The organism is Parvibium lacunae (assembly GCF_003335215.1).
Lineage (GTDB): Bacteria > Pseudomonadota > Gammaproteobacteria > Burkholderiales > Burkholderiaceae_D > Parvibium > Parvibium lacunae.
Genome location: NZ_QPGB01000002.1, coordinates 377,548 through 402,602 on the forward strand (window position 1 = coordinate 377,548; position 25,055 = coordinate 402,602).

A 25,055-nucleotide genomic window follows, 5' to 3' on the forward strand; every position below is an offset into this window, starting at 1 on the left:
CGCATCGCCTTTAGCCCACTTGCCCTGGAGAAGATTTATGCCCAGCACCGGGATACCCCGCGAGGCTCGAATAATCCGCATAATCACTCAGGGCATGGGTCAGTAACTTAGCCGTGATATCGACAATCGGAATAACCCGTTCATACGCCATGCGCGTAGGGCCAATCACGCCCAGGGTACCCACAATCTGACCATCAACTTCATAAGGTGCGGTGATCACGGACAACTGTTCAACTGGCACCACATCTGATTCCCCACCTATAAAAATTTGCACCCCTTGGGCATTGCTACCGGATTCCAACAACTGTAGAAGCTTGGCTTTTTGCTCAAACAGGTCAAATAAACGCCGCAGACTCTCTACATTGGCCGTCAATTCGCCGACATTCAGTAAGTTACGCTCGCCTGCAATCAGGACTGTCTCTTGATGCCGATGCAAGGTTTCACTGCCAACCACCACAGCGGCCTGCATCAATTGCATCATGTCCTGACGCAGAGACATTAACTCGCCTTGGAGGCGATCGCGTATGGCTTCAAATGGCAACCCAGCAAAATGCTGATTCAAATAATTGGCGGCTTCTACCAACTGCGCCGGGCTGTATGGCTGTTCGGTCAGTAACAAGCGGTTTTGTACATCGCCCTCTGGGGTCACAATAATCAGCAAGATTCGTTTGTCTGCGATCGGCAAAAATTCAATATGCTTGAACACCGGACTTTGCCGGGTAGCAACGACCACGCCTGCGAATTGCGACAGGCTAGAGAGTAGCCCTGCTGCCTGGGCCATCACATTGTGCGGGGTATCGGGCTGTAGCGCCGGCAAATCTTGGCCTAGACGTGCCAAAATCGCTTCTGCCTGTGGGCTTTGGCGGGGGTCTACGGTTAACAAAGCATCAACGAAGAGGCGGTAGCCGCGGGCAGTTGGCACTCGCCCGGCTGACGTATGCGGGCTGGCAATCAAGCCCATCTCTTCCAGATCCGCCATGACATTCCGAATGGTCGCAGGCGATAGATCCAATCCGGAGAGTTTCGATAAACTACGTGACCCAACTGGTTGACCATCGGCAATGTAGCGTTCGATCAACGTATTTAACAAAATGCGAGCACGAGGATCAAGCATGACAGTTAAATCCAGCAACAAAAAAGATCAGCATAATAATCAGGCATTCTGAGTTGACGTGTCGCTCACCCATGCAAGCAACAGATCACGTTACCAACTTTACCAGTAAAAAGCCAAGCGGAGCCTGCCGCGTGATAAAAGTTTATGCTTTAATGGTTGCTGCATGCAAACCCCCTTTTGGAATATGATGCGACCTACTTCTTCCCTGCCAGCCCAAGCCAAGTTAGCGTTGATCGGCAAATACAGCCGCAGTCTTGCCAGCACTCCCAACGCGGGTATGCCGGACATTGCGCACCCCATTCACGAGATCGCTAGCTACTTGCAAGCAGCAGGACATCAAGTCTGGCTCGATGAGAAAACCGCCGAGCAAACCCACCTCCCCCATCTGCCGCATGCTGATTTGGTCACGCTAGGCCAAACCGTTGATGCCGCGATCGTTTTGGGGGGAGATGGCACCCTGCTTGGGATTGCCCGACAATTTGCCCCCTACGACATCCCTTTGATCGGAATCAATCAAGGACGTCTGGGGTTCATGACAGATATCCCGTTGCAAGGCTGGCAACCTGACCTGCAAGCGATTCTGGCTGGGCAAGCGATTGAAGAACGACGGGCCCTACTAGAAGCCGAAGTCTGGCGCGCGAACGAGAGCTGCTTCAAAGCGCTGGCTTTGAATGATGTGGTCGTCAGCCGGGGGGGCACTGGGGGCATGATTGAGGTCAGCGTACTGGTAGACGGCGAACCCATGACAACCCTGCGGGCAGATGGGCTGATTTTGGCGACCCCAACCGGCTCGACGGCTTACGCGCTCTCTGCGGGCGGGCCTATTTTGCACCCGCGCCTTGCTGGGATTACCCTAGTTCCCGTTGCGCCCCACTCGCTCACCAATCGCCCCATCACACTCCCCAATGATGTGGCCGTAGAAATGATTATTCGCAGTGGCCGCAACATGAGTGTCCACTTCGATATGCAATCCCTCACCGAGCTACAAGATGGCGACCGAATTACCATCAAGCGCGCTCAGCACAGTATCCGTTTACTGCACCCGCCAGGGTACGATTATTTTGGCATGCTGCGAGCCAAGCTCCATTGGAGTATCAACCCCCTGCTCGAAGGCAAGGCCAGTTAACTTATTTTCGTTACCGCTTTATGTTGCTCTCGCTCCATATTCGTGATTTTGTCCTGGTTGACCAACTCAGCCTTGATTTCCATGCCGGTTTTACGGTGCTTACCGGGGAAACGGGTGCCGGCAAGTCGATTTTGCTCGATGCCCTTGGCTTAGCACTCGGTGCTAAAGGTGAGGCAGGCATGATTCGTCAAGGCGCCGATAAAACTGAAATCAGTGCCGAGTTTCAGCCCACGCCCCAGAGCCGTGACTGGCTGCAGACACAATCCATTGACGAAGAAGAGACGCTCATTCTACGGCGCACCCTGGATCACAGCGGGCGCAGTAAGGCGTTTGTAAACGGTTCTGTCGTGACCCTAACACAACTGCGGGCACTCAGTGAGCGACTGGTTGATATCCACGGGCAACATGCCCATCAATCACTCTTGAAGCCAGAGGCACAGCGTGCCCTGCTGGATGAACACGCCCAACAAGGTATGCTGGTCAAGCAAGTGGCACAACACTACCAAACCTGGCAGCGGCTGGCACAGCAACTCCAACACGCGCAAGAAAATGCGAGCCAATTGCGACGCGAGCGAGAACAGCTCGAATGGCAAATCGCCCAAATCAGCCAACTGGATCTGGCTGAACAAGAATGGGAAACCATCCAACTTGAGCAGCAGCGGCTGGCCCATGCTGCACAACTGCTCGAAGCGGCAACACAAGCAACCGCCGTGCTGACAGAAAATGATGAAGCGGTCATTGATCAACTGCAAGCACTGATCCAGCGCCTACAGCAAGCAAGCCGTTATGACAACCGTCTGCAAGCCTCGATCGAACTGCTGGAAGCGGCCCGCATCCATGCGCAAGAGGCCAGTTACGCCTTAACCGATTACAGCCAGCAAACAGAGCTTGATCCGCAACGCTTGGTCGCGCTTGAACAGCGCATGCAAGCCATCTATGACTGCAGCCGTAAACTGCGCCTCGCCCCCGAAACGCTGTTGGCCCAACAAGCAGTCTGGCAAACCCAATTGGCAGCGCTCCATGCCAGCAGCGATCTTGACGCCCTGACGCAAGCCGTAGCTGCCGCAGAAGCCACCTACCGGCAGCACGCCCAACAGCTCTCGCAGGCACGTGCGACTGCTGCCGCCACATTGGCACAAGCGGTCACCACCGCGATGCAGACACTCAACCTCAACGGCGGGCAGTGTGCTATTCACTTAGCACCACGCAAAGAACCTGCTGCACATGGCTTGGAAGATATTGAATTTCTCTTTGCTGGCCATGCTGGCGTGGCGCCACGCCCTCTGAGCAAAGTGGCTTCTGGCGGTGAATTAGCCCGGATCAGCCTAGCGCTCTCCGTGATCACCAGCGAGGCAACACCGGTAGCTACGTTGATTTTTGATGAAGTCGATAGTGGCATTGGCGGGGCCGTCGCCGAGGTGGTTGGGCAGCGATTGGCGCAGTTGGGCGAAGTTCGACAAGTACTCTGTGTCACGCATCTGGCCCAAGTTGCGGCGCAGGGTCAGCATCACTTTATGGTCAAAAAGACCACCACAGACGGTCAAACGCGCAGTCAGATTCAGGTATTAACTCGCACAGAGCGGGTAGAAGAAATTGCCCGTATGCTAGGCGGGGTTAACATCACCCCCACCACCCGCCAACACGCGCAAGAAATGTTGCAAATTGACTAATCGCTGGTCTTCACCGCACCTGTCTAGCCAACTCGATTATAGCCAGCCTCATTTACGCCGAGGATGATGCTCACAGTCCGTTTTTTGGCAAACGCCGTAGAGCGATAGTGCATGGTCTTGCAGCGCGAAGCCGCGCTCGGTTGCGATTTTTTGTTGCCGCTTCTCGATTTGCTCGTCAAAAAATTCTTCAACGCGGCCGCAGGTCAAGCACACCAAATGATCATGGTGCTCCCCCTCATTCAGCTCGAACACCGCTTTGCCCGATTCGAAGTTGCTGCGGGTCAATAGCCCCGCTTGCTCAAACTGGGTCAACACACGGTAGACGGTCGCCAGGCCAATATCCATATTTTCTAGCAAGAGTCGTTTATAGACATCTTCCGCACTCATATGACGCTGCGTGGTCTGCTGGAAGATTTCCAAAATTTTTTGGCGGGGTAGCGTGACTTTCAAGCCACTGCTTTTAAGGTCATGTGAATGCGAATTCGGCATAGCGGACAGGGACAGTTGGGTAATCTGGCTAATCCAATCAGTGCACATGTCATATGTTAAGCCATGCACAGCGATTGGGCCAGAACGAGCAGGCAGCGGGACACTGAGTAGAATCGCCTTCAGCAACGTCCATAGTGCCTCGTATTTCCTTTATCATAACGCTTTTATCTCGCCTCTGCAGGTTTGGGCATCGCATGAATCTTTCTTCTTTTGCTTTTTTCCGGCCTCGCTGCCTTGGCTCGACGGCACTGCCTGCCGCGCCCGTGACTGAACAATCTCTCGTTCGGCGCTGCGCCCAAACAATAATGTATTCCCTCGGTGGCTTACTGATGCTAGCGGTCGGCGGCTGCAGTACGGTTGATCAGTATGTGCCGCGTTTCATGAAAACCTACCGAATTGACGTCCAACAGGGCAACATGATTTCGCAAGAGATGGTCGCCCAACTCAAACTCGGCATGACCCCTGACCAAGTGCGCTTTATCCTGGGCACCCCGCTGGTGACCGACCCTTTCCGCCCGAATCGCTGGGAATATGTGTTTCGTTTGCAGCGTGGGACCGGGCAAGTTGAGCTACGCAATTTTGCAGTCGTGTTTGAGAATGATCGGTTAACCCGCTTTGGTGGTGACACGCAACCTACCGAAAATAAAGGCCAACAAACCATTGTTACCGTTGGCCGCACCCCCCAAGACGTTAAAGTCGAGAAACTACAAAATGCGCTCGACCCACTGGCCACAGATCCGGCCAACGCCGAGCAAGCTGATACACGCCCCAAGCCTAGCATACCTGCTTATGCTGATGTCAGCGCCCGTCCACCGGCCAACGCGCCGGTGACTGCGGCAAGTGAGTCCGTACCAGAAAGCCCACCACTCCCCAGCAGCCAGGCCAGCCAAGTCATCACCACCACCACCGGAAATGCACAACAACCGCTGGCGCTGGTCTTGGATGCGGCGGATGAACGGGCTCTGCGTGAAACCTTGGAAGCTTGGCGACAAGCCTGGATCAACCGACTCCCTGGTCCGTACCTCAGTTTTTATAGTCCGAGTTATCAAGTCGGCAATATGAGCCGTGCAGAATGGGAGCGCGGCCGACGCGAACGCCTGACCAGAGCCAGCCGCGTCAATGTCACGATTAGCCAATTGACTCTGCAACTTTTGAGTCAACAACCGGACAAGCAAGCCAAGCTCGTCTTTCAACAAACCTATGAATCGGATTTACAGCGTGAGCGCGGGACAAAAACCTTGCTCATGCGAAAAGCCTCGGGTCCAGAAGGCCGCTGGTTAATCGAGTTTGAACAATTTACCCCACAATAAATCATGAGCAAATTGAAAATTGCCATCGCAGGCAGCACTGGCCGCATGGGCAAAATGTTAATTGAAACTGTGCTGAATAGCAGCGAGGCTGAATTAGTCGGGGCCTTAGACCGACCCGGCAACCCGGCGATTGGACATGATGCGGCAGCCTATCTGGGCAAAAACAGTGGCGTGCGCATTACCGATAATTTAGCGGAAGGGTTGGCGCAGGCGGATTTTCTGATTGATTTCACCCGCCCAGAGGGAACCCTCGAACACCTGGCTTACTGCCGACAACATGGAGTCAAGTTGATCATTGGCACTACCGGCTTTGATGACGCCGGGAAAGCAGCAATCGCAGCGGCGAGTCAAGAAATTGCGATTGTCTTTGCCCCCAACATGAGTGTCGGGGTCAACGCCGTCTTCAAACTACTCGACGTCGCGGCCCGCATTCTCAATGAAGGCTACGATATTGAAATTATTGAAGCGCACCATCGATATAAAGTCGATGCGCCTTCGGGCACCGCACTGGGCATGGGTGAGGTGATCGCGAACGCACTCGGGCGCGACCTCAAAACCTGTGCGGTCTATGGGCGCGAAGGAATCACCGGAGAACGTGATCCGAATACGATTGGCTTTGCGACGATTCGTGGTGGTGATGTCGTTGGCGATCACACCGTTTTATTCGCAGCGCTCGGTGAGCGTGTCGAGATCAGCCATAAATCCTCCAGCCGCGTGGGCTATGCGCATGGCTCCCTTCGCGCCGCCCGTTTCCTGCGCGACAAGCCCACCGGCCTTTACACCATGCAGGACGTGCTGGGCTTAAGTGCGGAAAGTGCCGATTAAGCAACCTGCCTCACCTTGGTTGCGGGGCGGGCAACTGCTTGTCGTTGTCTTGCTGCATGGTGGTTTACTCATTCATTTAGATCAGTGGCTGCACTTGGCTCGGCAAGCTGCGCCGCCGCCCTTGCAAGTTGTGCTCCTGCAAAATGAACCCGCGCGACTTGCCCCGTATTCCGCGCTGACGGCACCGGCTACACTACCGCCAGCCATCGCGCAGCAATCACCGCCGCCCCTTCGCTCAAATGCCAGTGCAACGCCCACTCAGCGCCCTGCGAACGCGCCTTCAATGCCAGTAACCCCCAGCACGCCAGCGCAAGCTCAGGGAGCTGAATCTGCCGCCCCAGCCAGCCCTGTGAGCAGCCCAATGAACAGCCCCATCAGCAACGCCACTGCGCCCAGCAACAGCGCGCCCGCTCTATCTGCAAACAGTAACGCAGCGATTGCGCCCCCGGTACCAAGTGGGGTTGCGAGCAACGCACCCGCAGCAGCCAAGGCTGGAGGGGCAAGCCAAGGCGTGGTATGTTTACAGGGAGAGCGACCGATTTACCCCGCGCTGGCAATCCGCAATGAACAAGAAGGGCGAGTGGTGCTCACCGTTACGGTAGGCAGTGATGGCAAAGTGCAGCCGGCGTTGACCAAAGTGCATGCCAGCAGCGGCTACGCCAGCCTTGATCGGGCGGCCCTCAACAGTATTAACGGCGGTAACTGGTTATTCAGCCCCGCCTGGCGTGATGGCGAAGCAGTCAGCGCAGTTGTCCTCATCCCCTTTCCTTTCGTGCTGAATGAGGAGGGGCAAGAGCGTCCCACCCAGGTTGGGGGCGCAAGCTGCAAACGTATGCTGAATCGGGGTTGATCGAAACAGCGCCTATTAATAAGGGAGTTCACACCTATGGATAACAATCTCGGACTGAGCCACTTCTGGCAGCAGGCGGATAGCGTTTCACACAGCGTCGCCTATTTACTGCTGATTCTCTCAATCGTCAGTTGGTACTACATTCTCGGCAAAGCCTGGCTGAGTTGGCGGGTGCGGCGGCAAAGTCAGCAAACTTTATCCCACTTTTGGGCGGCCAGTAGCATGCCTGATGCGTTACGACAAATTCAGACCAGCGATGCCGATGGTCTGTTCAGCGACTTAGCACAGGCAAGCGCACAAGCTGCACAATTGAGTCAGAGCAGTGCGCCAAGCTTGAACACCCAAATTGATCCCTCTGAATTGATCACACGTAGCTTACGACAAGCCATCAACCGCAACGCGGCGCGGCTAGAGTCAGGACAAACCTTACTGGCATCAGTCGGCAGCACAGCGCCGTTTATTGGTTTGTTTGGTACCGTCTGGGGTATCTACCATGCCCTGCTTAGTATTGCCGGTAGCGGGCAGATCATGATTGATAAAGTCGCTGGGCCTGTCGGTGAAGCCCTCATCATGACCGCAGCGGGGCTTGCTGTCGCGATTCCTGCCGTGCTTGCCTACAATGCCTTTACCCGGGTTAATCGGCTGATTCTGGCTGACCTGGATGGCTTTGCGCATGATTTGCATGCCTACTACACCACCGGCCAGCAACTCTCACGCCCGCTACGGCCTGCGCATGAGGGCGCTGATTCCCCCGCGAAAATTGGAGCGTAATTATGGCGTTCGGTGGCTTTGAATCAAATGCTGGGGGACAGCCGATGTCGGAGATCAACACCACCCCGCTGGTGGATGTGATGCTGGTTCTCTTGGTTATTTTTATCATCACGGCGCCACTCTTTACGCATGCCGTCAAGCTTGATCTGCCCGATGCCAAAGCCGCACCTGCGGCGGAGCAGCCAGAAACGATCCGGCTCTCGATTGATGCCAACGGGCTCTATTACTGGAACAATGACTCCCTCAGTCTGACTGATATTGCTGAGCGCCTACAACAAGCCAGCCGCCGCCAACCGCAACCGGAAATCCATTTGCGGGCCGATCAAGCCGTGCGCTATGAAAAAGTTGCGCAGCTCATGGCCGCCGCGCAACAAGCCGGCATGAGTAAAATCGGGTTTGTAACGGAACAAAAAACGGCCAAATAAGATGCGGTTTGCTCACTTACGTTTTTTCCTTGCCTTAAGCACTTCTTTTTGGGTGGGAAATTGGGTGGAAAAGGCGGTGGCGAGTGAGGCAACAAATGCCTTGCTGGTGTCGGCCGCGGCCAGCCTCAGCCCAGCCTTTCAGGCGCTTGCCCAGGATTTTGAACAGCAGCATCCTGGCACCCAGATTCGCTACAATTTCGCTGCCTCGGAAATTTTGATTCAGCAAATCATGCGTGGCGCACCGGTCGATGTGATCGCCACCGCCGATCAAGAATCGATGGACAAAGCACAGCAGCAAGGCCTCATTCGCCCCGCCAGCCGAGCAAACTTTGCACGCAATCAACTGGTGTTGGTGGTGCCTGCCGTTGTGCCCACCAGCAGCCCGAAGATCGAACGGCTGGCGGATTTAGCACACCCCAACGTAACCCGTATCGCCCTCGGCCAGCCCACCACAGTGCCCGCAGGGCGCTACGCCAAGCATGTGCTAGAAACCGCCCAATTATGGCCAACCCTTACCCCAAAAATCGTCTATGCCCAGCACGTCAGGCAAGCGCTGGATTACGTCGCCCGAGCGGAAGTCGACGCGGGATTCGTCTACCTCACCGATGCCTTAAGCCAGCCCAACCGGGTACGCATCCTTCATACTTGGTCGCATGATCCGCAAATCACCTACCCGATTGCCCAAGTACAGCAAAGCCAGCAAGCGTCGCTCGCCGCACGCTTTATTGCCTTTGTGCGTGGCCCCCAAGGCCAGCAGCGCTTGCAGCAGTTTGGCTTTTTAATGCCAACAGCGTCAGCTCCCTAAATCAACATGATCACGCAACTCGCGCCAGCCTTCCTGCTCTCGCTTAAAGTCGCTAGCTGGGCCTGTCTGATTGCGCTGGTAATCGGCGTACTACTCGGCTACACCCTGGCGCACTGGCGCTGGCGCGGGCAAGCCCTGCTCGACAGCCTACTGCTATTACCGATGGTCTTACCGCCCACCGTATTGGGGTACTACCTGCTGGTTGTGCTCGGGCGGCAGGGGTGGCTCGGCCAATGGCTGGAGTCCTGGTTTGGCGTGAGGCTGATTTTCACCTGGCAAGGCGCCGTGATCGCGGCCAGTGTGATCGCGTTACCACTGGTCTATAAGTCGGCGCGTGCCGCCTTTGAAAGCGTCGATACCCAATTGGAACAAACCGCACAAAGCCTGGGCTTGTCGGCGTGTGCCGTCTTTTTCCGCGTCAGCCTGCCGCTCGCCAGCCGTGGCATTCTCGCCGGTGGCTTGTTGGCCTTTACGCGTGCCTTTGGCGAGTTTGGTGCCACCCTGATGATTGCCGGGAGCATTCCTGGCCAGACTCAGACGCTCTCTATTGCAGTTTACGAAGCGGTGCAAGCCGGGCAAGATACCCTGGCGGCCTGGCTGGTCGCGCTCATGTCATTGACCTGTATTAGTCTACTGCTGCTGGCGCAGCGACTGATGCCCCGCGCGTTACGGCAAATCTGATCCCCACCGATAAATCAGCGCCATGATGTTTGAACTCACCCTAAAAAAGTCATTTCCCGCGCACGACGATAGTACGGCAGCAGGGTTTTGCCTGGACATTCACCTGACCAGTGACCAGCATCGCGTCGTGTTAACCGGCCCTTCAGGTGCAGGAAAAACAACCCTCATCAAACTTATTGCCGGCTTACTCAGCCCCGACTGCGGCAAAATTTGCCTGCGTGAACGCGTGCTCTTTGATAGCAGCAGCACCCCTGTGCTCAATCTCGCCCCCGCTGCGCGCCGACTCGGCTATGTCTCACAACACTATGGTCTTTTCCCACACCTGACCGTACAGCAAAATATTGCGTTTGGCCTCACCACGGGTTGGCGTAACCCACCTCGACACCCTTGCCCACCCGCCGTAGGCCACTGGCTTGAGGCCTTGGCCCTAACCCCCCTAGCCCAGGCTTACCCAAACCAACTTTCAGGAGGGCAACAACAACGGGTTGCGTTAGCGCGGGCCTTAGTCATACAACCAGATGCGCTACTGCTGGATGAGCCTTTTGCCGCACTCGATCATGACCTGCGCGCTCAAGCCCGTGCCGAGCTTGATCGATTACAACGCCAATTAGCTCTACCGCTGTTATTGATCAGCCATGACCCCGACGACCTCGCCCAGTTTGGAGAGGCGGTTTATCGCCTGCAACAGGGTCGGCTTCATGCCGGGTAGGCGAGGCTTGAGGGCTGATGTTATTGAGTCTCAAAGCGTGTTGGCATGGGCTCCCCACCAAACGAGGCAATATGACGGTAGGATTTATATTGACATAGTTAATGCCATGCTGATTAGCGCGCCGGCGATTAGCAACCCCAACATGGGTAAGCGCGTGCGCCAAACCAATCCGGCGCTTATCGCAGTAATGCCCCAATAAGGCCAATCGGTCTGCAGCTCGTTGTGCGCGGTCGCAATCACACAGCCCGTGGCAATCAGTAAGCCGATCACAACGGGCGTTAACCCTTGTTTGAAGGCACGCACAGCGAGGCTGTGGCTGTGGCGCTGTAGCCAGCTTGCCGTGTAGTAAGTCAGGGTCGTGCTGGGCAGCAAAATACTACCCAGGGTAAACAAGGCCCCCAGCAAGCCCCACAGAGGGCCGCCCGCATTGCTGCCTATTTGCCACCCGAGCAAGGCGACAAATAAGATGTTTGGCCCTGGTGCTGCTTGCGCCAAGGCAATGGCACTGGTGAACTGGGCATCGGTGAGCCAGGTTTGTTGATCGACCAAATAGCGGTGCATATCAGCGACGGTCGTAATCGCGCCGCCTACCGACAACAGGGACAAGCCCAAAAAATGCAGGCAGAGCCAAAGCCAGTCATGGGGGGCTAAAGTAATCGGCGTCATCATTGTCCGCGCCCGTTGCGATCGCGGCTATCGCTATCGCCTCCCGCTCGCTGGGGCCCCTGAGTCAATGGCGAGCGCGTCGCTTGCTGCTGTTGATGCAGCCGCCAATATGAGGCGATATATAACAAGCTCCCTAAGCCAAGCAACACAAAAAATAAAGGCCAACGCAGCACGGCTACAGCCAGCCATGCCAAGACCATCAGCACGCTTGCCCAGCGCCACCCTAGCGGATGCTGATGCAGCGTTGGCAGCAGTTTCAGGCCAGTGGCAATGATCAAGCCTGCGGCCACCGCCGACATGCCGCGCAAGGCGGCTGCGACCAAGGCATGTTGGGCAAATTGGGCGTAGAGGAAAGCGAGGATCAGCACCAGACAAAACGGCACGCTCAACATGCCTGCCAGCGCGGCGGCCGCCCCGCGCCAACCAAAATAGCGCCGCCCCAACACCAACGCCAGGTTAACCACGTTAGGACCGGGCAAAATCTGGGCGACCGACCATTCCTCAACAAACTCCTGCTCTGAGAGCCAGCGTTTTTCTTCCACCAAGACTCGATGGACCACCGCCAAGACCCCGCCAAAGCCTTGCAACGCGAGCCAGGTAAAGGTGACATAGACAGCCCAAATCGAGCTTGGACGTGGCGCGCCGGCAGCAGTGGGCGCGTTTGAATCAATCTGCATCAGTTGCCTGCAAGGCCAATTGAGCGGCTTGCCGATAGTGCCCCAGCGCGGTCAGTTCGTTCTCAGCCGCAGAGGGTGAGTTAGTTTTTTCTGCTAGCTGGCCGAGGGCCAAATGTAGTCTGGCCTGCACCTGGGGCAGGTGTGCCAGTTTCAGGGCATGCTCAAGATAAGACTTGGCTTTGCCCCACAGCTGCAAGGCCAGGCAAATGTGCCCCAACGCCGCCAACAGGGCTGTATCGGTCGGGTGGGTGTGTTGCCAGGTTTCTGCCTGTGCCAATAGGTGACGAATCAGGGGCGTGGTGGCTTGCGGGTGGGTAGCGCAATCGCTGTAGAGGGTTAGGAGATCGGCTTGCCAATCATGCGCGAGCGCGGTTTCTAGGGTTTCTATCGCTGCCGGAACCATTCCCTCTCGTAAAAAAGCACGCGCCGCTAACGCAGCAATAAGGGGCTGCTGGCGTTCTTGCAGCGGGAAATCTCGCCATAGAGCCAGTAAATGCTCACCATCTTGTTTAGACTCAGTCAATAGTTTGCGGCACGCATTGAGGCGCATTTGCGCGAGGGCGACAGGATGCAAGGCTTCGCGTTTGCTTAGAATGCGCAGTTGTTTCAAGACAGCGAGCCAATTTCCTGCCAGTTGCTGCGCCCGCACGGCAATCCGTAGCGCAGCAATATGGCGCGCACCGCTGCGCTGTAGGGCCGCAATCGTGTCGAGTGCGCCTTCTGCATCGCGCTGATCAAGCTGCATTTCAGCCCGGGTCATTAATATTGCGGTGCGTAAGGGCGTCGCAGGCTCCACCAGCATATTGAGTTGCTCAAGAATGTGGGTGGCGCGCGTGTATTCCTGCATCCGCTGGGCTGCGCGTGCCGCTAAAATCTGTGCCAATGGTGCCCAATCTGGTAACACGGTAGCACTTTGTGCCAAGCGCTCGGCCCGCGCAAAACGCCCTTCATAAAAGGCTTGCAAGGCCTCCCGCATGGCTTGCAAAGCTTGTTTTTGCAGGCGCGTCTGCCGCCACAAACGAGCTTGCTGTGGCCAGCGGCGGGCTGCCGCCAACATACGGAGCAGGGCATAGAGCGCTGCAAATAAAACGATCAGCAAAAGCAAAAACAGGTTCAGCGATAAATCAATACGTTGCGGTGGCACGAGCAACACCACATTGCCATGATTGCACTGGGTGAGCAGGGCCAACAGGATGGCCAAGGTTGCGAGCAGCAAAAAACGCAATAAAGGTTTCATCGCTTGCGCCTGTTATTTTTGAACCTTGGCCGGGGTCACATTGCTGCCGAGCTTACGCACCGTCGTCAGGCTGTCACTCAGGGTCGGCAATTGAATACTGAGCGTCGTACTACCGAGGCCCTGCAATTGTTGTGCGACCAGTGTCACACTTTTTTGCTGACCATCAAAGTAACGCTGCAACCAGTCTTGGGCCTGGCGAATATCGGCACGGAAGGCCTCTTCGTTACGCGACATCAGCGCCAGTCGGGCATTCAGCAAACGTAGTTTGAAATTCTCGCGCACGAAATAGGCCTGATTCGGGCTGAGTAGCAGCGCCTCTGGGGTATCCACTTCGCGCACGCGAATCAGTTCACGTAATTGTGCCCAGATTTTTGCCGCCGCCGTTATCACGGTATGCTGTAGCCGTAACCAGGCTATCTGCCAAGGGGCTTCCCCCTTGAAGGTGATCTCAGTCTCGGGCACTGGGGCTGGCGGCGCCGCCAGGGCGGCAGCGCTGTTGCTGGTCTTGCCCACCACGGGCTCAGCCACGTCATGCTGGCTATCCGCCAGTAGGGGCAGTGCATCGACCGCCAATACCAAGTTATCCAACTTGACCGCCATGCCCGCTAGATCTAACTGTGGCAAGAGTTTGAGTCGATCCATGTCTTGCGCTAAGGCTTTGCGCAGCGGTAGGTATTGCGGCCGATCAACCCGCGCCAGCCGGGTATCTGCCGTCTGCAAGGCAGCCAGTGCGCCGGCGACATTGCCACTGAGCTGTAGCTGTTGATTGGCGACTTGAAGAGTTTGCTCAATTTCCGTAAGCAACCAATCATCGCGGCTTTGTGACAGATCGCGGTAGAGCTGCTCAAGGGCTAACTGTTGGCTCTGCGACGTCGCAATCCGCTCTTCCATTTGCGCAATACGGTTCTGGATATCGCGCACTGCATTGCTGGCTTCTTTGGCAAACAAACGCGCCTCTTGCGACACCGCATCATTGTCTTGCACACGCCGGGCCAACTCACGCTGCACATGGTCAAGCGCATTGATTTGATAAATGCTGGCCCCCACCAACAGTGCCAATACGCCAAATAGCAAACGCCGACGCCAAGCGGCTGAAAAAGGCAAGCCACGGGTTTGTCGAATGATGTATGGCGCGGTCGGCGCAGCGTCCGGTGCCCGTTCGGAATCGGGGGGGGCGCTTGTGGCAGCTGAGGGAGTAGTGGAATGCGGGGAATCAGTGGAAGTCATACGATGCACAGTAAATCGAATATCACCCCATTCTAATCGCTGATCTATGCGGAATCGCGCCTGGCTTGCGCCAGAGAATCGATTAATCCGCTATCGCCTGTGCCACACAGGTGAATGTCGAGAAAACCCAACGTTTTGGCCCGTTCGGCGATGCGCGGGTGAGGCACCCAAACCGGCTGGCGCCGCGCCCAAGACAGCGAGATACCGCCCATCTCAAGCATGCTGATGAGATTACTGGCGCCCTCACTGCTGCTGAGCACCCAGGCCAGGGGCTGTTGCACCGCTTGCCACCCTCGCAGGGTGGTTTGTTGGGGGGCGGTTAATGGCGGGCAGCGACGCGCATAACAAGCGACAACATCCACCACTGCCCCTGCCGTTTGTAATTGCCGAGCAAGCCACTCACGCCCGCCCTGTCCGCGCAGGATTAACACACGCTGCGCCGCCCATTTCCCGCTCACGGTGCGCGGCAGGTAGTGCTCGTTCAGCACTTGCCAGAGCGTTTCCGAGTCATAGCGAGCGGTCTCGGCTGGCGCGTTGGAAGTTGCGCCCTGCGGGGAAAACACTGAGACAGTCGGGGCTAGGCCCTCGGTTTGTAGGGTTTGCAAGCTACCCGGCCCCAACACCGCAATCGTCGTGGTCGCCGGCCAAGTTGTGAGCAAAGTCGGGGCTGCAGTCACAGACATCAAAATCGCATTTGGGCTTACCCAAATCACCAAATCATAGGTCGGTAAAGCCGCCAAGGCTTGGGCTAGCTGTTGTTGCGCCGGCTCATCAGCCAAGCCCGTAATTTCTAGTGTCGGCAAGGCCCAGGCAGCGTAGCCAGCCGCTTGCAGTCGGGCCACACTGTGGATCGCCTGCGCCAACGGGCGGGTGACGACCAGGATCGGCAACGGCGTCAACGCGGGCAGGTGACTCATGGGATGCTGCTGGCGCTGGGCTGGGCGGTATTATCGGCCTGCAAGCAAGCCTCTAAAATTGGCGCCGCCCCACCGGCCAGCAAGGCTGCGGCCACACGTTGCCCCAAGGCGTCGGCTGCCGTCAAATGGGCCTGCCAAACCGCCTGATCAGGCAGGCAAGGCCAAGTATCCAACATCACTGACGCTTGCTCTTGAATGATGCTTTGACCAGTTGGCGCGGCCACCAAACCACGTAAGATCAGTTTCGCGCTGCCCTGACCTTGGGGCAATAGCTGTGCATAAGCGGCCAACGGAACCTGACAACTACCGCCCAACAGCCGCGCCAGTGCGCGCTCGGCAGAGGCGCACAGCGTCGTTTGGGGGTCTTGCAGCGGCGCGAGCCAACGCTGAATGTCGGTACGCTGCCGCAAACACTCGATGCCCAAGGCCCCTTGCGCGGGGGCGGGCAAACTCTGCTCGGTCGGTAAAATGGCGCGAATGCGCTGCGCCAAGCCGAGCCGCTTAAGCCCCGCCGCCGCTAACACAATCGCCTGGTATTCGCCGCGATCGAGTTTTGCCAGGCGCGTATCCAGATTGCCCCGTAAGGGCTCTATGCGTAATGCGGGAAACTGATGGGAAATTTGCGCAGCACGACGCATACTGCTGGTGCCAACAATCGCGCCCGCCGGTAGCTCGGCCAAACTGGCGTAATCGTTAGACACCAAGGCATCACGCGGATCAGCCCGTTCCAGAATCGCTGCAAGGCTAAAGTCTGGCTCTAATTGCATGGGAACATCTTTTAGCGAATGCACCGCCAGATCAGCCGCGCCCGCTGCTAAGGCCACTTCCAGCTCTTTGATAAACAAGCCTTTACCTCCAACCTTGGCCAGGCTTCGATCAAGAATCTGGTCGCCGCGCGTGGTCATGCCAAGCAACTCGACCTGACAGTCCGGATAAAGCCGCTGGAGCCGCTCGCGCACATGCTCCGCCTGCCAGAGTGCCAGCCGACTCTCACGAGTCGCAATGATCAACCGCGAGGGGGAGGCCTGTGACGCATCGGACACAGGAGAGGAAAGAGCATGCAGCGGCGTAGAGAAGGACATGATGTTGGTAGCGAAAACAGACAAACGCTAGTTTACTGGAGCTCGGCGCTATTTCTGATCGTCAACAAGGAGAATGCGGCATCAGCGAACCATCAATGGCTCTACAACTGGGCTAAGTTAGTCAACTCGATTCACTGCAATCGTATTTTTACCCGTTATCAAGGCTGTTTTAATAAGGTTTTCACTTGTGTCCATTGGCGACGGCTGATGGGTAATCGCTCACTGACGCCATTCAGGATGACTTCCCACGAGGCTTCACTGGTTCGCTCATGATCGCCCCCTTCGAGAAGGGGGGCCAGTTTTCCTTTAACCACGCCACTCATGGCGGCTTTCGCGACCAAGGCATTGCGGTGGATCCGAATAAACTGCGCTTGAAACTCCTCTTCCAGTGCGGTGAGCGATTCCTCTAGCAAATACGCTGCTTGTGCCGTACGCACCGTGACATATTTCAACTCGGCTTTGAAATAGATCACGTCGGCTATGGGCACCAGAATAAAGCGACCGCGTTGATGAATCGTTAAGTGTTGGCGGATGGTTTTTTGTAGGGCCGTTTGTAGGGCTGTCAGCTCGCTAGGCGATGTTGGGCTGGCGGTTTCTGGCTGGTCTGTCACAACCGTCATACGCGAGGCTTGAACCCGCTGCAGTGCCGTTAGCAGACGTTCGGCGCGAACCGGTTTCAATAAATAATCGAGGGCCTGTAAGTCAAACGCGGTGAGCGCATGCTGATCATAGGCAGTAATGAAAATGATCGCGGGTAAATGGGGATGATGGCCACGGGCGGCGGGCTCAGCCTGTAAGCGCCAACGATCTAGGATATGACGCGCTAATTCGAGCCCATTCATCGCCGGCATTTGAATATCTAACAACACCGCATCAACCGACTCTTGGCTCAAGCAGGTCAGGGCTGCTGCTGCAGTATTGACTGCCGCAACGACCTGAGTCGGTAGGCTGACTGCAATATCGTCGAGCATGAATTGCAGCCGTTGCAACGCAGGCTGTTCATCATCCACCAACAGTAGGCGTAATGGCTTGGTAGCAGGAGGGAGCGTGGTCATGGTTAAATCAACTCAATCACAGTGGGATACCCGCAGTCTAGGCAGCGACACTACGCGCCATGTTGGGCCGGTTTGCGCGGAATATGCCGCACGGGAAAAGTGAGTCGTACCTGAAACTGGCGACCTGATGGATCGCCACCGGCTGGCGACTCAACAATCGTCGTATTTAATACGGCCTCAACATCATAAAGCAGTGCTAGCCGCGCACGAATATTGTCCAGCGCCAGATGATTACCTTTGGAGGTATGGTCAGCATGGTAAGGATTGGTAATTTCAATGCTCAGCCGGCGCTCGTGGTGGTGAATCTGGATCAGAATCATGCCGCCGTCAATCGCCGGCTCGATGCCATGATGAACAGCATTTTCTAGCAGGGGCTGCAACAATAGGGAAGGAATCATGATGTCTGGCGACAGCGCAGTACTATCGGGCAATCGCCACTGTACTTGCAAACGTGTGCCAAGCCGTAATTGCTCGACCGCCAGATAGCGCTGGCATAAGCTGATCTCGGTGGCGAGTGGCAGCAGATCATGGCGCTCACGCATCAACTCACGGAATAAATCAGCCAGATCTTCCAGGGTTGCTTCAGCACGACGCGGGTCAGTACGAATAATCCCCAAAACAGCATTGAGGCTGTTAAACAGAAAATGGGGACGGATTCTTGCCTGCAACGCTTGCAGGCGGGCTTCGGCAATGGCCGGGGAAAAGGCCCGCGCCCGTAACTCAAAGTAATGTTGCAAGGCCAGGCCCATCAGGGCTGCAGAGAGGCCACGCCAGGCGTGCAATAGCGCGGGGGCCTCATTCAACCATAGCAGGCTTTCAATCAGAAAACCGCACCCAATCGCCAAACTGGCAGGGACAGCAAAGGCCGCCCAGCGCTGTAGCCACACATTTGCGGGAACCAAGCGCCGCACTAAACACAAACAAACCAAACTCAAAAACGTAACAGGCTGCAGCCAGACGGCCAGTTGGGTATATTGCGCCACCGAGCTATCAAACCCAAACCAGGGCCATAAGCAGGCCAAGAAAGCCAGGCCATTGACACACAGCAGTACCCGAATCACCACCCCTAAACTACACCAGTCTGGTGCATAAACATCATGCTGTTGTGGCGTTACCGGAAAGCGAAGAAGGCGAAGGGGCTGTTTTATAATCTGGTTTAGCTGCATGTCTGTTTGCCTTACGCATGTGACTGGCCGGTTGTCTCGACCCCTTGGCCGCACAACTGACACGCGATTTCATTACTCACCCATTCATTCACTGGCAGCGTCAACCCGCTGCCTGGGTAGCCCAAAGGTAGCCGAACATGACCACCACCCCTGCTGATTCCAACGCTGATTCCCAATTCAACCGCAAAGCCGAAGCATGGTCAGCCCGTTTTTCTGAGCCAGTCTCCGAGCTTGTCAAACGTTATACGGCTTCGGTCTTCTTTGACAAGCGTTTAGCCGAATTTGATATTCAAGGCTCACTGGCACATGCAGAAATGCTACACAGTGTCGGTTTATTATCGGCCCAAGACTGGGAAGCAATCCAACAAGGCATGGCCGCCATTTTGCAAGAAATCCAGCAAGGGCAATTTGAATGGCTGTTGGATCTAGAAGATGTCCACCTCAATATCGAAAAACGCTTGATCGAAAAAATTGGCGATGCAGGTAAACGCTTACATACCGCACGCTCGCGCAACGACCAAGTGGCAACCGATATTCGGCTGTATCTACGGGCACAAGTGGATGATCTGCTGTCGCTCTTGCGCGACGTTCGCACGGCCTTGTTGAATCTGGCTGAACGCCACGCTGCCACCATTTTGCCGGGCTTCACGCACCTCCAGGTCGCTCAGCCGGTCACGTTCGGCCACCACCTGTTAGCCTATGTAGAAATGTTTACGCGTGATAGTGAGCGCCTGCAAGATTGTCGCAAGCGCATCAATCGCCTCCCCTTGGGGAGTGCGGCGTTAGCCGGGACCAGTTATCCGATAGATCGCGCCCGTGTCGCGGCGACCTTGGGGTTTGCAGAAGTGTGTCGCAATTCTCTGGATGCCGTTTCCGATCGTGACTTTGCGATTGAGTTTTGTGCGGCGGCCGCGCTGATCATGACCCACATTTCCCGACTCTCCGAAGAACTGATTTTGTGGATGAGCCCACGGGTTGGGTTTATCGATTTACCCGACCGTTACTGCACCGGTAGCTCAATCATGCCGCAGAAAAAAAATCCTGATGTCCCCGAACTCGCGCGAGGCAAAACAGGTCGTGTCACCGGCCACTTGTTGGGCTTACTCACGCTCATGAAAGGCCAGCCCTTGGCTTACAACAAAGATAATCAGGAAGATAAAGAGCCCCTCTTTGATACCGTCGATACCGTGCGCGATACCTTACGCATTTTTGCCGACATGATTCCAGGTATCCAGGTGCAAACCGCCGCCATGGAAGCAGCGGCGCGGCAAGGCTATGCAACAGCAACCGACTTGGCGGATTATCTGGTCAAACAAGGTTTGGCCTTCCGTGATGCGCATGAAGCAGTTGCCCATGCCGTGAAAGTCTGTGTGCAGCGCGGGGTTGATCTCGCTGAACTGTCGCTGGCCGAACTCCAGGCCGCGAGTGGATTAGCCAACGCCGCCGCGTTGATTGATGAGCGTGTCTTCAGCGTTCTCACCCTAGCCGGCTCGGTTGCCAGCCGTGATCACGTGGGCGGCACGGCGCCGAATCAAGTCCGTCAAGCCATCACGGCTGCGCGCCATCTATTGCAACAAGAGGCTCAGTAAACCCCACCTGTACCGGAGGCTTTTGGGTGAAAGGCAAGCGACGCCAGCGACGCCCAGTGGCCGCGCTGGCATGCCACTGCGCCTACGCGCTGGGGGCGGTACGCTCGGCCAAGCCTTTGGGGAGGGGAAAGGCGACTTGTTCTTCGACGCCAGGCAATTTGCGGATACTGATCGACCCAAACTCACGCAGGCGTTGTAATACGGCTTCAACGAGCACTTCGGGCGCTGAAGCCCCGGCCGTAATACCGACCCGGCCCTTGCCCGTGACCATCTCGGCTTGGAGGGCCTCGGCATTTTCAATCAGATAGGCAGGGACTTGCAGTTTTTCCGCAACTTCGCGCAAGCGATTGCTGTTAGAGCTGTTCGGGCTGCCAATCACCAGCACCACATCTACCTGCGGGGCCATGATTTTGACGGCATCTTGGCGGTTTTGTGTGGCATAGCAGATATCTTGTTTTTTCGGCTCGGCAATCGCCGGGAAACGCGCTTTGAGTGCGGCAATGACTGCCGCGCAGTCATCCACACTCAGCGTCGTTTGGGTCACATAGGCCAGCTGTTGGGGGTCTTGCACTACGAGGCGGGCGACATCGTCGACCGTTTCGACCAAGTAAATCCCGGCCGTTGCTTGCCCCATTGTGCCCTCAACCTCCGGGTGCCCAGCGTGGCCAATCATGATGATCTCTTTCCCTGCGGCCCGCATCTTACTGACTTCAACATGTACCTTAGTCACCAGTGGACAGGTCGCGTCAAACACCGTTAACTGGCGTTGCGCTGCTTCCAGCCGAACTGCCTGCGGCACACCATGCGCGCTGAATATGAGGGTGTTACCCGGTGGCACATCGGCCAGCGCTTCAATAAAAATGGCTCCTTTGGCACGCAAATCTGCCACGACATACTGATTGTGGACGATTTCATGGCGGACATAGATCGGTGCGCCAAACTGCGCCAGTGCGCGCTCGACAATTTCAATCGCACGATCTACCCCAGCACAAAAGCCGCGTGGCTGGGCAAGCAGGACCTCGGTCAACGCATGGGTCTCAGGTTGCATTAGAGTACTCCTATGATCTTGACATCAAAACGTAAGGCTTTGCCAGCCAGGGGATGGTTAAAATCAAACAGGGCATAGTCAGGGGTTAAAGTCTTTAACACCCCCGCGTAACGGCCACCATCAGGGCGGGGGAAATCAACAATGTCACCGGGTTGGTAGTCGGTGTCGGTGGGGCTGTTGGCGGTCAAAGTCGCCCGTGAAATTTTCTGTATCAGCTCAGGATTACGCGGCCCAAACCCTTCCTCAGGGCTCAGCTCAAAACTGGCTTCATGGCTTTCAGTCAAACCCAACAAACGGGCTTCCAAGCCAGGTGACAGCTGGCCCATGCCCATTTGAATGGTGGCCGGCTTGTCGTCGAAAGTCGACACAATTTCACCGAACGCCTCTTGCTCATTCAATAACAGGCGGTAATGCAGGGTAACGTGAGAATCGGCTTGGATGGTAGACATGATGAGCTTAACCGCAAAAATAGACAAAATAGGGCTGATATTCTAAGCTAAATGCCTCTTTCCTGCGGAATCCTTCCATTATGGCAATCAAAGACTGGCCAGCCGATGAACGGCCTCGCGAAAAACTGATTCAGCATGGGGCGCAGGCCTTAAGTGATGCGGAACTGTTGGCGGTCTTTCTGAGAGTCGGGGTTAAAGGTCAAAGTGCGGTTGAATTGGCGCGCACCTGCCTGCAGCAATACGGCAGCTTGCAAGGGCTGTTTGCCGCCGATCTGCAAAGCTTGGGCCAGATTCATGGCATGGGTAGTGCGAAATATGCCCAACTACAGGCGGTGTTAGAAATGGCCAAGCGAGCGCTCGCTGAAACCCTGCGCAGCACCCCCATACTAGGCTCACCACAGCAAGTACGCGATTATTTGCGTCTGCATTTGGGGCATGCCCCACGCGAAGTGTTTGTGGGTCTTTTCTTGGATAGCAGCAATCGTTTGATTGCGTTACAGGAGCTAGCTCACGGCACCCTGAATGAAGCCACCGTTTATCCACGGGAAGTCGCCAAATATGCCCTGCAACACCATGCCGCGGCGGTGATCTTTGCGCATAACCATCCCGGCGGGCAGTTGCAAGCCAGTCGCGCCGACATCCAGTTGACGCAGACTTTGCGCGACGCTTTAGGTCTATTGGATATTCGCGTGCTGGACCATTTCATCATCACCCGCCACGGCACCCTCTCGTTGGCAGAAAACGGCCAGTTATAACGCAGAATTGGTAGGGGCGCTGGTTTTCGTTGCCAGTAGCGCCCGGGCTTGTTCGCACCAGTACGTCATCGCGGCATAGTAGCCTTCCCACACACAGCCATTGCAGCCACGACCACAACAGCTGGTTGGCTGTTCCGGCGGGTCCCGAAACGTAATACCCTGTTTAGTCAATTGAACGCTTAACTCGGCGATCCATTGCTTGGCCTGATCAGCGCTTGCGGGTAAAGGGTGATATGAGTTTTGAGTCATCTGTCATATTTTAAGGCTTAATTCCCAGTACAAGACTACACGCTGGGCACCCCCTTGCAAATGAGAATGATTATCATTATTATAAAAAGACCTCATTTATTTGGAGTTACACATGCCAATCTCTCATGACTTAATACCGCCGGACATAAATGAACACCCTCCCGAAACACTGGTGCACAATGGATTGTGTAAAGTCAGTGCATGTAGCCATTGCGGGGTGGTACAACTGATGCTTCAGTATCTGACGCTACGTTTTGACGAAGCAGCCTTCTCCCAATTGGTTGCCACCTTGGTGCTCGCTGAAAAGAAACAGGAGGCGCGCCGCCAAGCTCAGGCAGCCGGGTCAATTCAGCCCAGCAAATCAGCAGACTCAGCGCAAACTGAAGGGCTCCATACTCAACGCTTACCCACCCATCTGCACTAAACAGGCCACAGCATGAAACAAGCCACTGTCATTGAACTGCCAAGGCGACAATCAGCAGCTATTCGGTATCAACTAGCCGCAATTCCTGCACATAGAAAAAAAATCTGGGATCTCAACACGGAATCTCATGCCAACATTATTGGTAACTGTATTCCACTGGCGCAGCTTAGAAAACTTGTGAATAAAACACTGGGGGGCACCTCACTTGCGGATGACTATGAGTTACTGGTAGGAACCACGTCAGCTTGCCGCAGTAGAAACCGTATTTCCGAGTCTTTACAACAATACTTTGAGCGACAGCACAAAGAACTCGTGAAGCGCTACAAAACCCTGCAAACACCAACGCAACTATTGGCCGGATGGGCAGAGTCCATTCAAAAAAATGAAGTCATGGGTGCTATTTGGGCGATTCTTACCCACCCGAGCGCAGATACCCCAACCCAAGAAAAAATCACGCGTGATATGTTGGTCTTGCAGCACCGAGCTGCCGAGGAGCATCGCATGAATACCCAACTCTCTCAATCACTCCAAGTTGAAAATTTAATGCTCGTCAAGCAACTAGCGGAAATTCAACAACGTGTTAGCCATGATATGCAAGCTCTTCACCAAAAGCTTGAACAAGTGCGCGCCGACTGCATGAAGCTTCGTGCCGAAAACCTTGGTAAGGCGACCATGATTGCAAGCTTGCAACAAGAAATACAGACATGGAAGAGCAGCGCAATTTCTCGCAGCAGTTGGCTTAGTCAACAGGAACAATATCAAATCAAAATACGAGCCCTAGAACAGCGGCTCCATGAGCGCGCCGCTATTAAGAACAGCCAGCGCAAAGCACCAATTCCGGTCACTCTTGATGCAGCACCTGAACAGCCTACTACTTCGACAGTGGTAAAGCCTCTAAGACATTCACCCAACTTAGAACACAAACATATTTTGTGCGTAGGTGGACGTAATGGCAATATAACCAACTATCGCCAAGTGATTGAGAAAACAGGAGCATCATTCAGCCATCATGATGGCGGCCAAGAACAAGCACTCAGTGCACTCGATCACAGCCTCCAAGCAGCGGATTTAATTATTTGCCAAACTGGCTGCATCAGCCACAATGCCTATTGGCGGGTAAAAGAACATTGCAAGCGCACGGGTAAGCAATGTGTTTTTATTGAAAGTCCAAGCCCAAGCAGCCTAGAAAAAAAGCTTGAATCACTCACCCACTCTATAAAGGAAATAGTATGAAGATCACCCAAGATAGCGCACTCACTCAACGAGCCATTGACGCGCTAAATCAGATCATGGAAATTGAATTAGCCGGTGTGGTGCGTTACACCCACTACTCTCTGATGGTGTATGGCTATAACCGCATTCCGATTGTTTCTTGGTTGAAAGGAAATGCGGATGAAAGCCTTGCACATGCGCACAAGGCCGGGGAATTAGCGACACTACTCGGTGGTCATCCTTCACTCAAAATCGGCACCTTACTCGAAACCGAAAAACACGACATAGGAGACATTTTGCGCGAAAGTTTAGAGCATGAAAAAAATGCCTTGGATGCCTATTACAACTTGCTAAAAATCGTAGAGGGTCAATCCGTCTTGCTTGAAGAATTTGCGCGGGAGATGATTGTGAATGAAGAATTGCATTTAGATGAAGTAAACAAAATGCTGCGCAAGCCCGGCGATACTGCTGCATTTAATGCCTGAACAACTATGCAACGACACTGGGGCATCATTGACTTAAGTGGC

The 25,055-nt window shown here is 55.3% G+C and carries 28 protein-coding genes; 15 read left to right on the plus strand and 13 right to left on the minus strand.

The annotated features are described in order from the left end of the window. Positions 1 to 10: 10 nt before the first annotated feature. On the minus strand, positions 11 to 1,114 hold the full coding sequence (gene hrcA, locus DU000_RS05880) for a heat-inducible transcriptional repressor HrcA (protein WP_114402431.1): 1,104 nt from the start codon (positions 1,112 to 1,114) through the stop codon (positions 11 to 13). A 163-nt stretch (positions 1,115 to 1,277) separates the two neighbouring features. On the opposite strand from hrcA, the gene DU000_RS05885 reads away from it, so the two are divergent. Then, entirely contained in the window at positions 1,278 to 2,240 is a 963-nt protein-coding gene (locus tag DU000_RS05885) for an NAD kinase (RefSeq protein WP_240001817.1), read from the plus strand. A gap of 20 nt (positions 2,241 to 2,260) precedes the next feature. Next, positions 2,261 to 3,910 carry a DNA repair protein RecN gene (recN, locus tag DU000_RS05890; RefSeq protein ID WP_114402432.1) on the plus strand — a complete coding sequence of 550 codons (1,650 nt, stop codon included), beginning with the start codon at positions 2,261 to 2,263 and terminating at the stop codon, positions 3,908 to 3,910. Positions 3,911 to 3,958: 48 nt separating this feature from the next. Here the strand turns inward: recN and fur are convergent, their stop codons facing one another. After that, on the minus strand, positions 3,959 to 4,399 hold the full coding sequence (gene fur, locus DU000_RS05895) for a ferric iron uptake transcriptional regulator (RefSeq protein ID WP_114402433.1): 441 nt from the start codon (positions 4,397 to 4,399) through the stop codon (positions 3,959 to 3,961). A gap of 194 nt (positions 4,400 to 4,593) precedes the next feature. Between fur and bamE the strand changes: the two genes are divergently transcribed. Genes bamE through DU000_RS05935 form a run of 8 tightly spaced genes read left to right on the plus strand, consistent with a single transcriptional unit; the run spans position 4,594 to position 10,775 of the window. Further along, positions 4,594 to 5,709, plus strand: coding sequence for an outer membrane protein assembly factor BamE domain-containing protein (gene bamE / locus DU000_RS05900; protein WP_114402434.1), 1,116 nt, complete (start codon positions 4,594 to 4,596; stop codon positions 5,707 to 5,709). A 3-nt stretch (positions 5,710 to 5,712) separates the two neighbouring features. Further along, positions 5,713 to 6,534 carry a 4-hydroxy-tetrahydrodipicolinate reductase gene (dapB, locus tag DU000_RS05905; RefSeq protein WP_114402435.1) on the plus strand — a complete coding sequence of 274 codons (822 nt, stop codon included), beginning with the start codon at positions 5,713 to 5,715 and terminating at the stop codon, positions 6,532 to 6,534. Next, positions 6,524 to 7,384, plus strand: a complete 861-nt coding sequence (locus DU000_RS05910) for an energy transducer TonB (protein ID WP_114402436.1) — start codon at positions 6,524 to 6,526, stop codon at positions 7,382 to 7,384. The genes dapB and DU000_RS05910 overlap by 11 nt, the downstream gene beginning before the upstream one ends. A gap of 36 nt (positions 7,385 to 7,420) precedes the next feature. Next, positions 7,421 to 8,155, plus strand: a complete 735-nt coding sequence (locus DU000_RS05915; protein WP_114402437.1) for a MotA/TolQ/ExbB proton channel family protein — start codon at positions 7,421 to 7,423, stop codon at positions 8,153 to 8,155. Positions 8,156 to 8,157: 2 nt separating this feature from the next. Beyond that, positions 8,158 to 8,580, plus strand: coding sequence for an ExbD/TolR family protein (locus DU000_RS05920; RefSeq protein WP_114402438.1), 423 nt, complete (start codon positions 8,158 to 8,160; stop codon positions 8,578 to 8,580). A 1-nt stretch (position 8,581) separates the two neighbouring features. Continuing rightward, the gene (modA, locus tag DU000_RS05925; protein ID WP_114402439.1) at positions 8,582 to 9,385 is read left to right on the plus strand and encodes a molybdate ABC transporter substrate-binding protein; all 804 of its coding nucleotides are present in this window, start codon (positions 8,582 to 8,584) and stop codon (positions 9,383 to 9,385) included. A gap of 6 nt (positions 9,386 to 9,391) precedes the next feature. Then, entirely contained in the window at positions 9,392 to 10,066 is a 675-nt protein-coding gene (gene modB / locus DU000_RS05930; protein ID WP_114402440.1) for a molybdate ABC transporter permease subunit, read from the plus strand. Positions 10,067 to 10,088: 22 nt separating this feature from the next. Beyond that, on the plus strand, positions 10,089 to 10,775 hold the full coding sequence (locus DU000_RS05935) for an ABC transporter ATP-binding protein (protein WP_114402441.1): 687 nt from the start codon (positions 10,089 to 10,091) through the stop codon (positions 10,773 to 10,775). 84 nt (positions 10,776 to 10,859) lie between these two features. On the opposite strand, the gene DU000_RS05940 is transcribed toward DU000_RS05935, so the two are convergent. The 8 genes from DU000_RS05940 to DU000_RS05975 form a co-directional block, all read right to left on the minus strand. After that, entirely contained in the window at positions 10,860 to 11,441 is a 582-nt protein-coding gene (locus DU000_RS05940) for a chromate transporter (RefSeq protein ID WP_114402786.1), read from the minus strand. Further along, the gene (locus DU000_RS05945) at positions 11,441 to 12,118 is read right to left on the minus strand and encodes a chromate transporter (protein WP_114402442.1); all 678 of its coding nucleotides are present in this window, start codon (positions 12,116 to 12,118) and stop codon (positions 11,441 to 11,443) included. Before DU000_RS05945 ends, DU000_RS05940 begins: the two co-directional genes overlap by 1 nt. Beyond that, a complete protein-coding gene (locus DU000_RS05950) occupies positions 12,108 to 13,355 on the minus strand; it encodes a heme biosynthesis HemY N-terminal domain-containing protein (protein WP_114402443.1) in 1,248 nt (415 codons plus the stop codon). The genes DU000_RS05945 and DU000_RS05950 overlap by 11 nt, the downstream gene beginning before the upstream one ends. Before the next feature lie 12 nt (positions 13,356 to 13,367). Next, positions 13,368 to 14,582, minus strand: coding sequence for a uroporphyrinogen-III C-methyltransferase (locus DU000_RS05955; RefSeq protein WP_114402444.1), 1,215 nt, complete (start codon positions 14,580 to 14,582; stop codon positions 13,368 to 13,370). Between the two features lie 44 nt (positions 14,583 to 14,626). Beyond that, positions 14,627 to 15,499: a uroporphyrinogen-III synthase gene (locus DU000_RS05960; protein ID WP_114402445.1), complete on the minus strand. Its 873-nt coding sequence runs from the start codon at positions 15,497 to 15,499 to the stop codon at positions 14,627 to 14,629. Beyond that, a complete protein-coding gene (gene hemC / locus DU000_RS05965) occupies positions 15,496 to 16,581 on the minus strand; it encodes a hydroxymethylbilane synthase (protein WP_114402446.1) in 1,086 nt (361 codons plus the stop codon). Before hemC ends, DU000_RS05960 begins: the two co-directional genes overlap by 4 nt. A 158-nt stretch (positions 16,582 to 16,739) precedes the next feature. Next, the gene (locus DU000_RS05970; RefSeq protein ID WP_114402447.1) at positions 16,740 to 17,636 is read right to left on the minus strand and encodes a LytR/AlgR family response regulator transcription factor; all 897 of its coding nucleotides are present in this window, start codon (positions 17,634 to 17,636) and stop codon (positions 16,740 to 16,742) included. A gap of 50 nt (positions 17,637 to 17,686) precedes the next feature. Beyond that, a complete protein-coding gene (locus tag DU000_RS05975; protein ID WP_114402448.1) occupies positions 17,687 to 18,802 on the minus strand; it encodes a sensor histidine kinase in 1,116 nt (371 codons plus the stop codon). A 137-nt stretch (positions 18,803 to 18,939) separates the two neighbouring features. Between DU000_RS05975 and argH the strand changes: the two genes are divergently transcribed. Then, positions 18,940 to 20,391 carry an argininosuccinate lyase gene (gene argH, locus DU000_RS05980; RefSeq protein ID WP_114402449.1) on the plus strand — a complete coding sequence of 484 codons (1,452 nt, stop codon included), beginning with the start codon at positions 18,940 to 18,942 and terminating at the stop codon, positions 20,389 to 20,391. An 82-nt stretch (positions 20,392 to 20,473) separates the two neighbouring features. Here argH and ispH read toward each other — a convergent pair whose 3' ends face one another. Both ispH and DU000_RS05990 read right to left on the minus strand, forming a co-directional pair. Next, positions 20,474 to 21,439: a 4-hydroxy-3-methylbut-2-enyl diphosphate reductase gene (gene ispH, locus DU000_RS05985; protein ID WP_114402450.1), complete on the minus strand. Its 966-nt coding sequence runs from the start codon at positions 21,437 to 21,439 to the stop codon at positions 20,474 to 20,476. Further along, positions 21,439 to 21,888, minus strand: coding sequence for an FKBP-type peptidyl-prolyl cis-trans isomerase (locus tag DU000_RS05990; protein WP_114402787.1), 450 nt, complete (start codon positions 21,886 to 21,888; stop codon positions 21,439 to 21,441). The genes ispH and DU000_RS05990 overlap by 1 nt, the downstream gene beginning before the upstream one ends. 80 nt (positions 21,889 to 21,968) lie before the next feature. Here DU000_RS05990 and radC point away from each other — a divergent pair, with 80 nt between their 5' ends. Next, on the plus strand, positions 21,969 to 22,643 hold the full coding sequence (radC, locus tag DU000_RS05995; protein WP_114402451.1) for a RadC family protein: 675 nt from the start codon (positions 21,969 to 21,971) through the stop codon (positions 22,641 to 22,643). Here radC and DU000_RS06000 read toward each other — a convergent pair. Continuing rightward, positions 22,638 to 22,892, minus strand: coding sequence for an oxidoreductase-like domain-containing protein (locus DU000_RS06000; protein ID WP_114402452.1), 255 nt, complete (start codon positions 22,890 to 22,892; stop codon positions 22,638 to 22,640). The genes radC and DU000_RS06000 overlap by 6 nt on opposite strands. Before the next feature lie 112 nt (positions 22,893 to 23,004). Between DU000_RS06000 and DU000_RS06005 the strand changes: the two genes are divergently transcribed. From DU000_RS06005 to DU000_RS06015, 3 genes are read left to right on the plus strand one after another with little or no spacing between them, the layout of a single operon-like run. Continuing rightward, positions 23,005 to 23,316: a hypothetical protein gene (locus DU000_RS06005; protein WP_114402453.1), complete on the plus strand. Its 312-nt coding sequence runs from the start codon at positions 23,005 to 23,007 to the stop codon at positions 23,314 to 23,316. 12 nt (positions 23,317 to 23,328) lie between these two features. Then, positions 23,329 to 24,549, plus strand: coding sequence for a DUF2325 domain-containing protein (locus DU000_RS06010; RefSeq protein ID WP_114402454.1), 1,221 nt, complete (start codon positions 23,329 to 23,331; stop codon positions 24,547 to 24,549). Beyond that, the gene (locus DU000_RS06015; RefSeq protein ID WP_114402455.1) at positions 24,546 to 25,013 is read left to right on the plus strand and encodes a ferritin-like domain-containing protein; all 468 of its coding nucleotides are present in this window, start codon (positions 24,546 to 24,548) and stop codon (positions 25,011 to 25,013) included. Before DU000_RS06010 ends, DU000_RS06015 begins: the two co-directional genes overlap by 4 nt. Positions 25,014 to 25,055: the final 42 nt, after the last annotated feature.

Excerpts from the sequence above, each read along its gene's own strand:
- hrcA (WP_114402431.1), bottom strand. The coding sequence starts at position 1,114 with ATGCTTGATCCTCGTGCTCGCATTTTGTTAAATACGTTGATCGAACGC.
- DU000_RS05885 (WP_240001817.1), top strand. The coding sequence starts at position 1,278 with ATGCAAACCCCCTTTTGGAATATGATGCGACCTACTTCTTCCCTGCCA.
- recN (WP_114402432.1), top strand. The coding sequence starts at position 2,261 with ATGTTGCTCTCGCTCCATATTCGTGATTTTGTCCTGGTTGACCAACTC.
- fur (WP_114402433.1), bottom strand. The coding sequence starts at position 4,399 with ATGCCGAATTCGCATTCACATGACCTTAAAAGCAGTGGCTTGAAAGTC.
- bamE (WP_114402434.1), top strand. The coding sequence starts at position 4,594 with ATGAATCTTTCTTCTTTTGCTTTTTTCCGGCCTCGCTGCCTTGGCTCG.
- dapB (WP_114402435.1), top strand. The coding sequence starts at position 5,713 with ATGAGCAAATTGAAAATTGCCATCGCAGGCAGCACTGGCCGCATGGGC.
- DU000_RS05915 (WP_114402437.1), top strand. The coding sequence starts at position 7,421 with ATGGATAACAATCTCGGACTGAGCCACTTCTGGCAGCAGGCGGATAGC.
- DU000_RS05920 (WP_114402438.1), top strand. The coding sequence starts at position 8,158 with ATGGCGTTCGGTGGCTTTGAATCAAATGCTGGGGGACAGCCGATGTCG.
- modA (WP_114402439.1), top strand. The coding sequence starts at position 8,582 with ATGCGGTTTGCTCACTTACGTTTTTTCCTTGCCTTAAGCACTTCTTTT.
- modB (WP_114402440.1), top strand. The coding sequence starts at position 9,392 with ATGATCACGCAACTCGCGCCAGCCTTCCTGCTCTCGCTTAAAGTCGCT.
- DU000_RS05935 (WP_114402441.1), top strand. The coding sequence starts at position 10,089 with ATGATGTTTGAACTCACCCTAAAAAAGTCATTTCCCGCGCACGACGAT.
- DU000_RS05940 (WP_114402786.1), bottom strand. The coding sequence starts at position 11,441 with ATGACGCCGATTACTTTAGCCCCCCATGACTGGCTTTGGCTCTGCCTG.
- DU000_RS05945 (WP_114402442.1), bottom strand. The coding sequence starts at position 12,118 with ATGCAGATTGATTCAAACGCGCCCACTGCTGCCGGCGCGCCACGTCCA.
- DU000_RS05950 (WP_114402443.1), bottom strand. The coding sequence starts at position 13,355 with ATGAAACCTTTATTGCGTTTTTTGCTGCTCGCAACCTTGGCCATCCTG.
- DU000_RS05955 (WP_114402444.1), bottom strand. The coding sequence starts at position 14,582 with ATGACTTCCACTGATTCCCCGCATTCCACTACTCCCTCAGCTGCCACA.
- DU000_RS05960 (WP_114402445.1), bottom strand. The coding sequence starts at position 15,499 with ATGAGTCACCTGCCCGCGTTGACGCCGTTGCCGATCCTGGTCGTCACC.
- hemC (WP_114402446.1), bottom strand. The coding sequence starts at position 16,581 with ATGTCCTTCTCTACGCCGCTGCATGCTCTTTCCTCTCCTGTGTCCGAT.
- DU000_RS05970 (WP_114402447.1), bottom strand. The coding sequence starts at position 17,636 with ATGACCACGCTCCCTCCTGCTACCAAGCCATTACGCCTACTGTTGGTG.
- DU000_RS05975 (WP_114402448.1), bottom strand. The coding sequence starts at position 18,802 with ATGCAGCTAAACCAGATTATAAAACAGCCCCTTCGCCTTCTTCGCTTT.
- argH (WP_114402449.1), top strand. The coding sequence starts at position 18,940 with ATGACCACCACCCCTGCTGATTCCAACGCTGATTCCCAATTCAACCGC.
- ispH (WP_114402450.1), bottom strand. The coding sequence starts at position 21,439 with ATGCAACCTGAGACCCATGCGTTGACCGAGGTCCTGCTTGCCCAGCCA.
- DU000_RS05990 (WP_114402787.1), bottom strand. The coding sequence starts at position 21,888 with ATGTCTACCATCCAAGCCGATTCTCACGTTACCCTGCATTACCGCCTG.
- radC (WP_114402451.1), top strand. The coding sequence starts at position 21,969 with ATGGCAATCAAAGACTGGCCAGCCGATGAACGGCCTCGCGAAAAACTG.
- DU000_RS06000 (WP_114402452.1), bottom strand. The coding sequence starts at position 22,892 with ATGACTCAAAACTCATATCACCCTTTACCCGCAAGCGCTGATCAGGCC.
- DU000_RS06005 (WP_114402453.1), top strand. The coding sequence starts at position 23,005 with ATGCCAATCTCTCATGACTTAATACCGCCGGACATAAATGAACACCCT.
- DU000_RS06010 (WP_114402454.1), top strand. The coding sequence starts at position 23,329 with ATGAAACAAGCCACTGTCATTGAACTGCCAAGGCGACAATCAGCAGCT.
- DU000_RS06015 (WP_114402455.1), top strand. The coding sequence starts at position 24,546 with ATGAAGATCACCCAAGATAGCGCACTCACTCAACGAGCCATTGACGCG.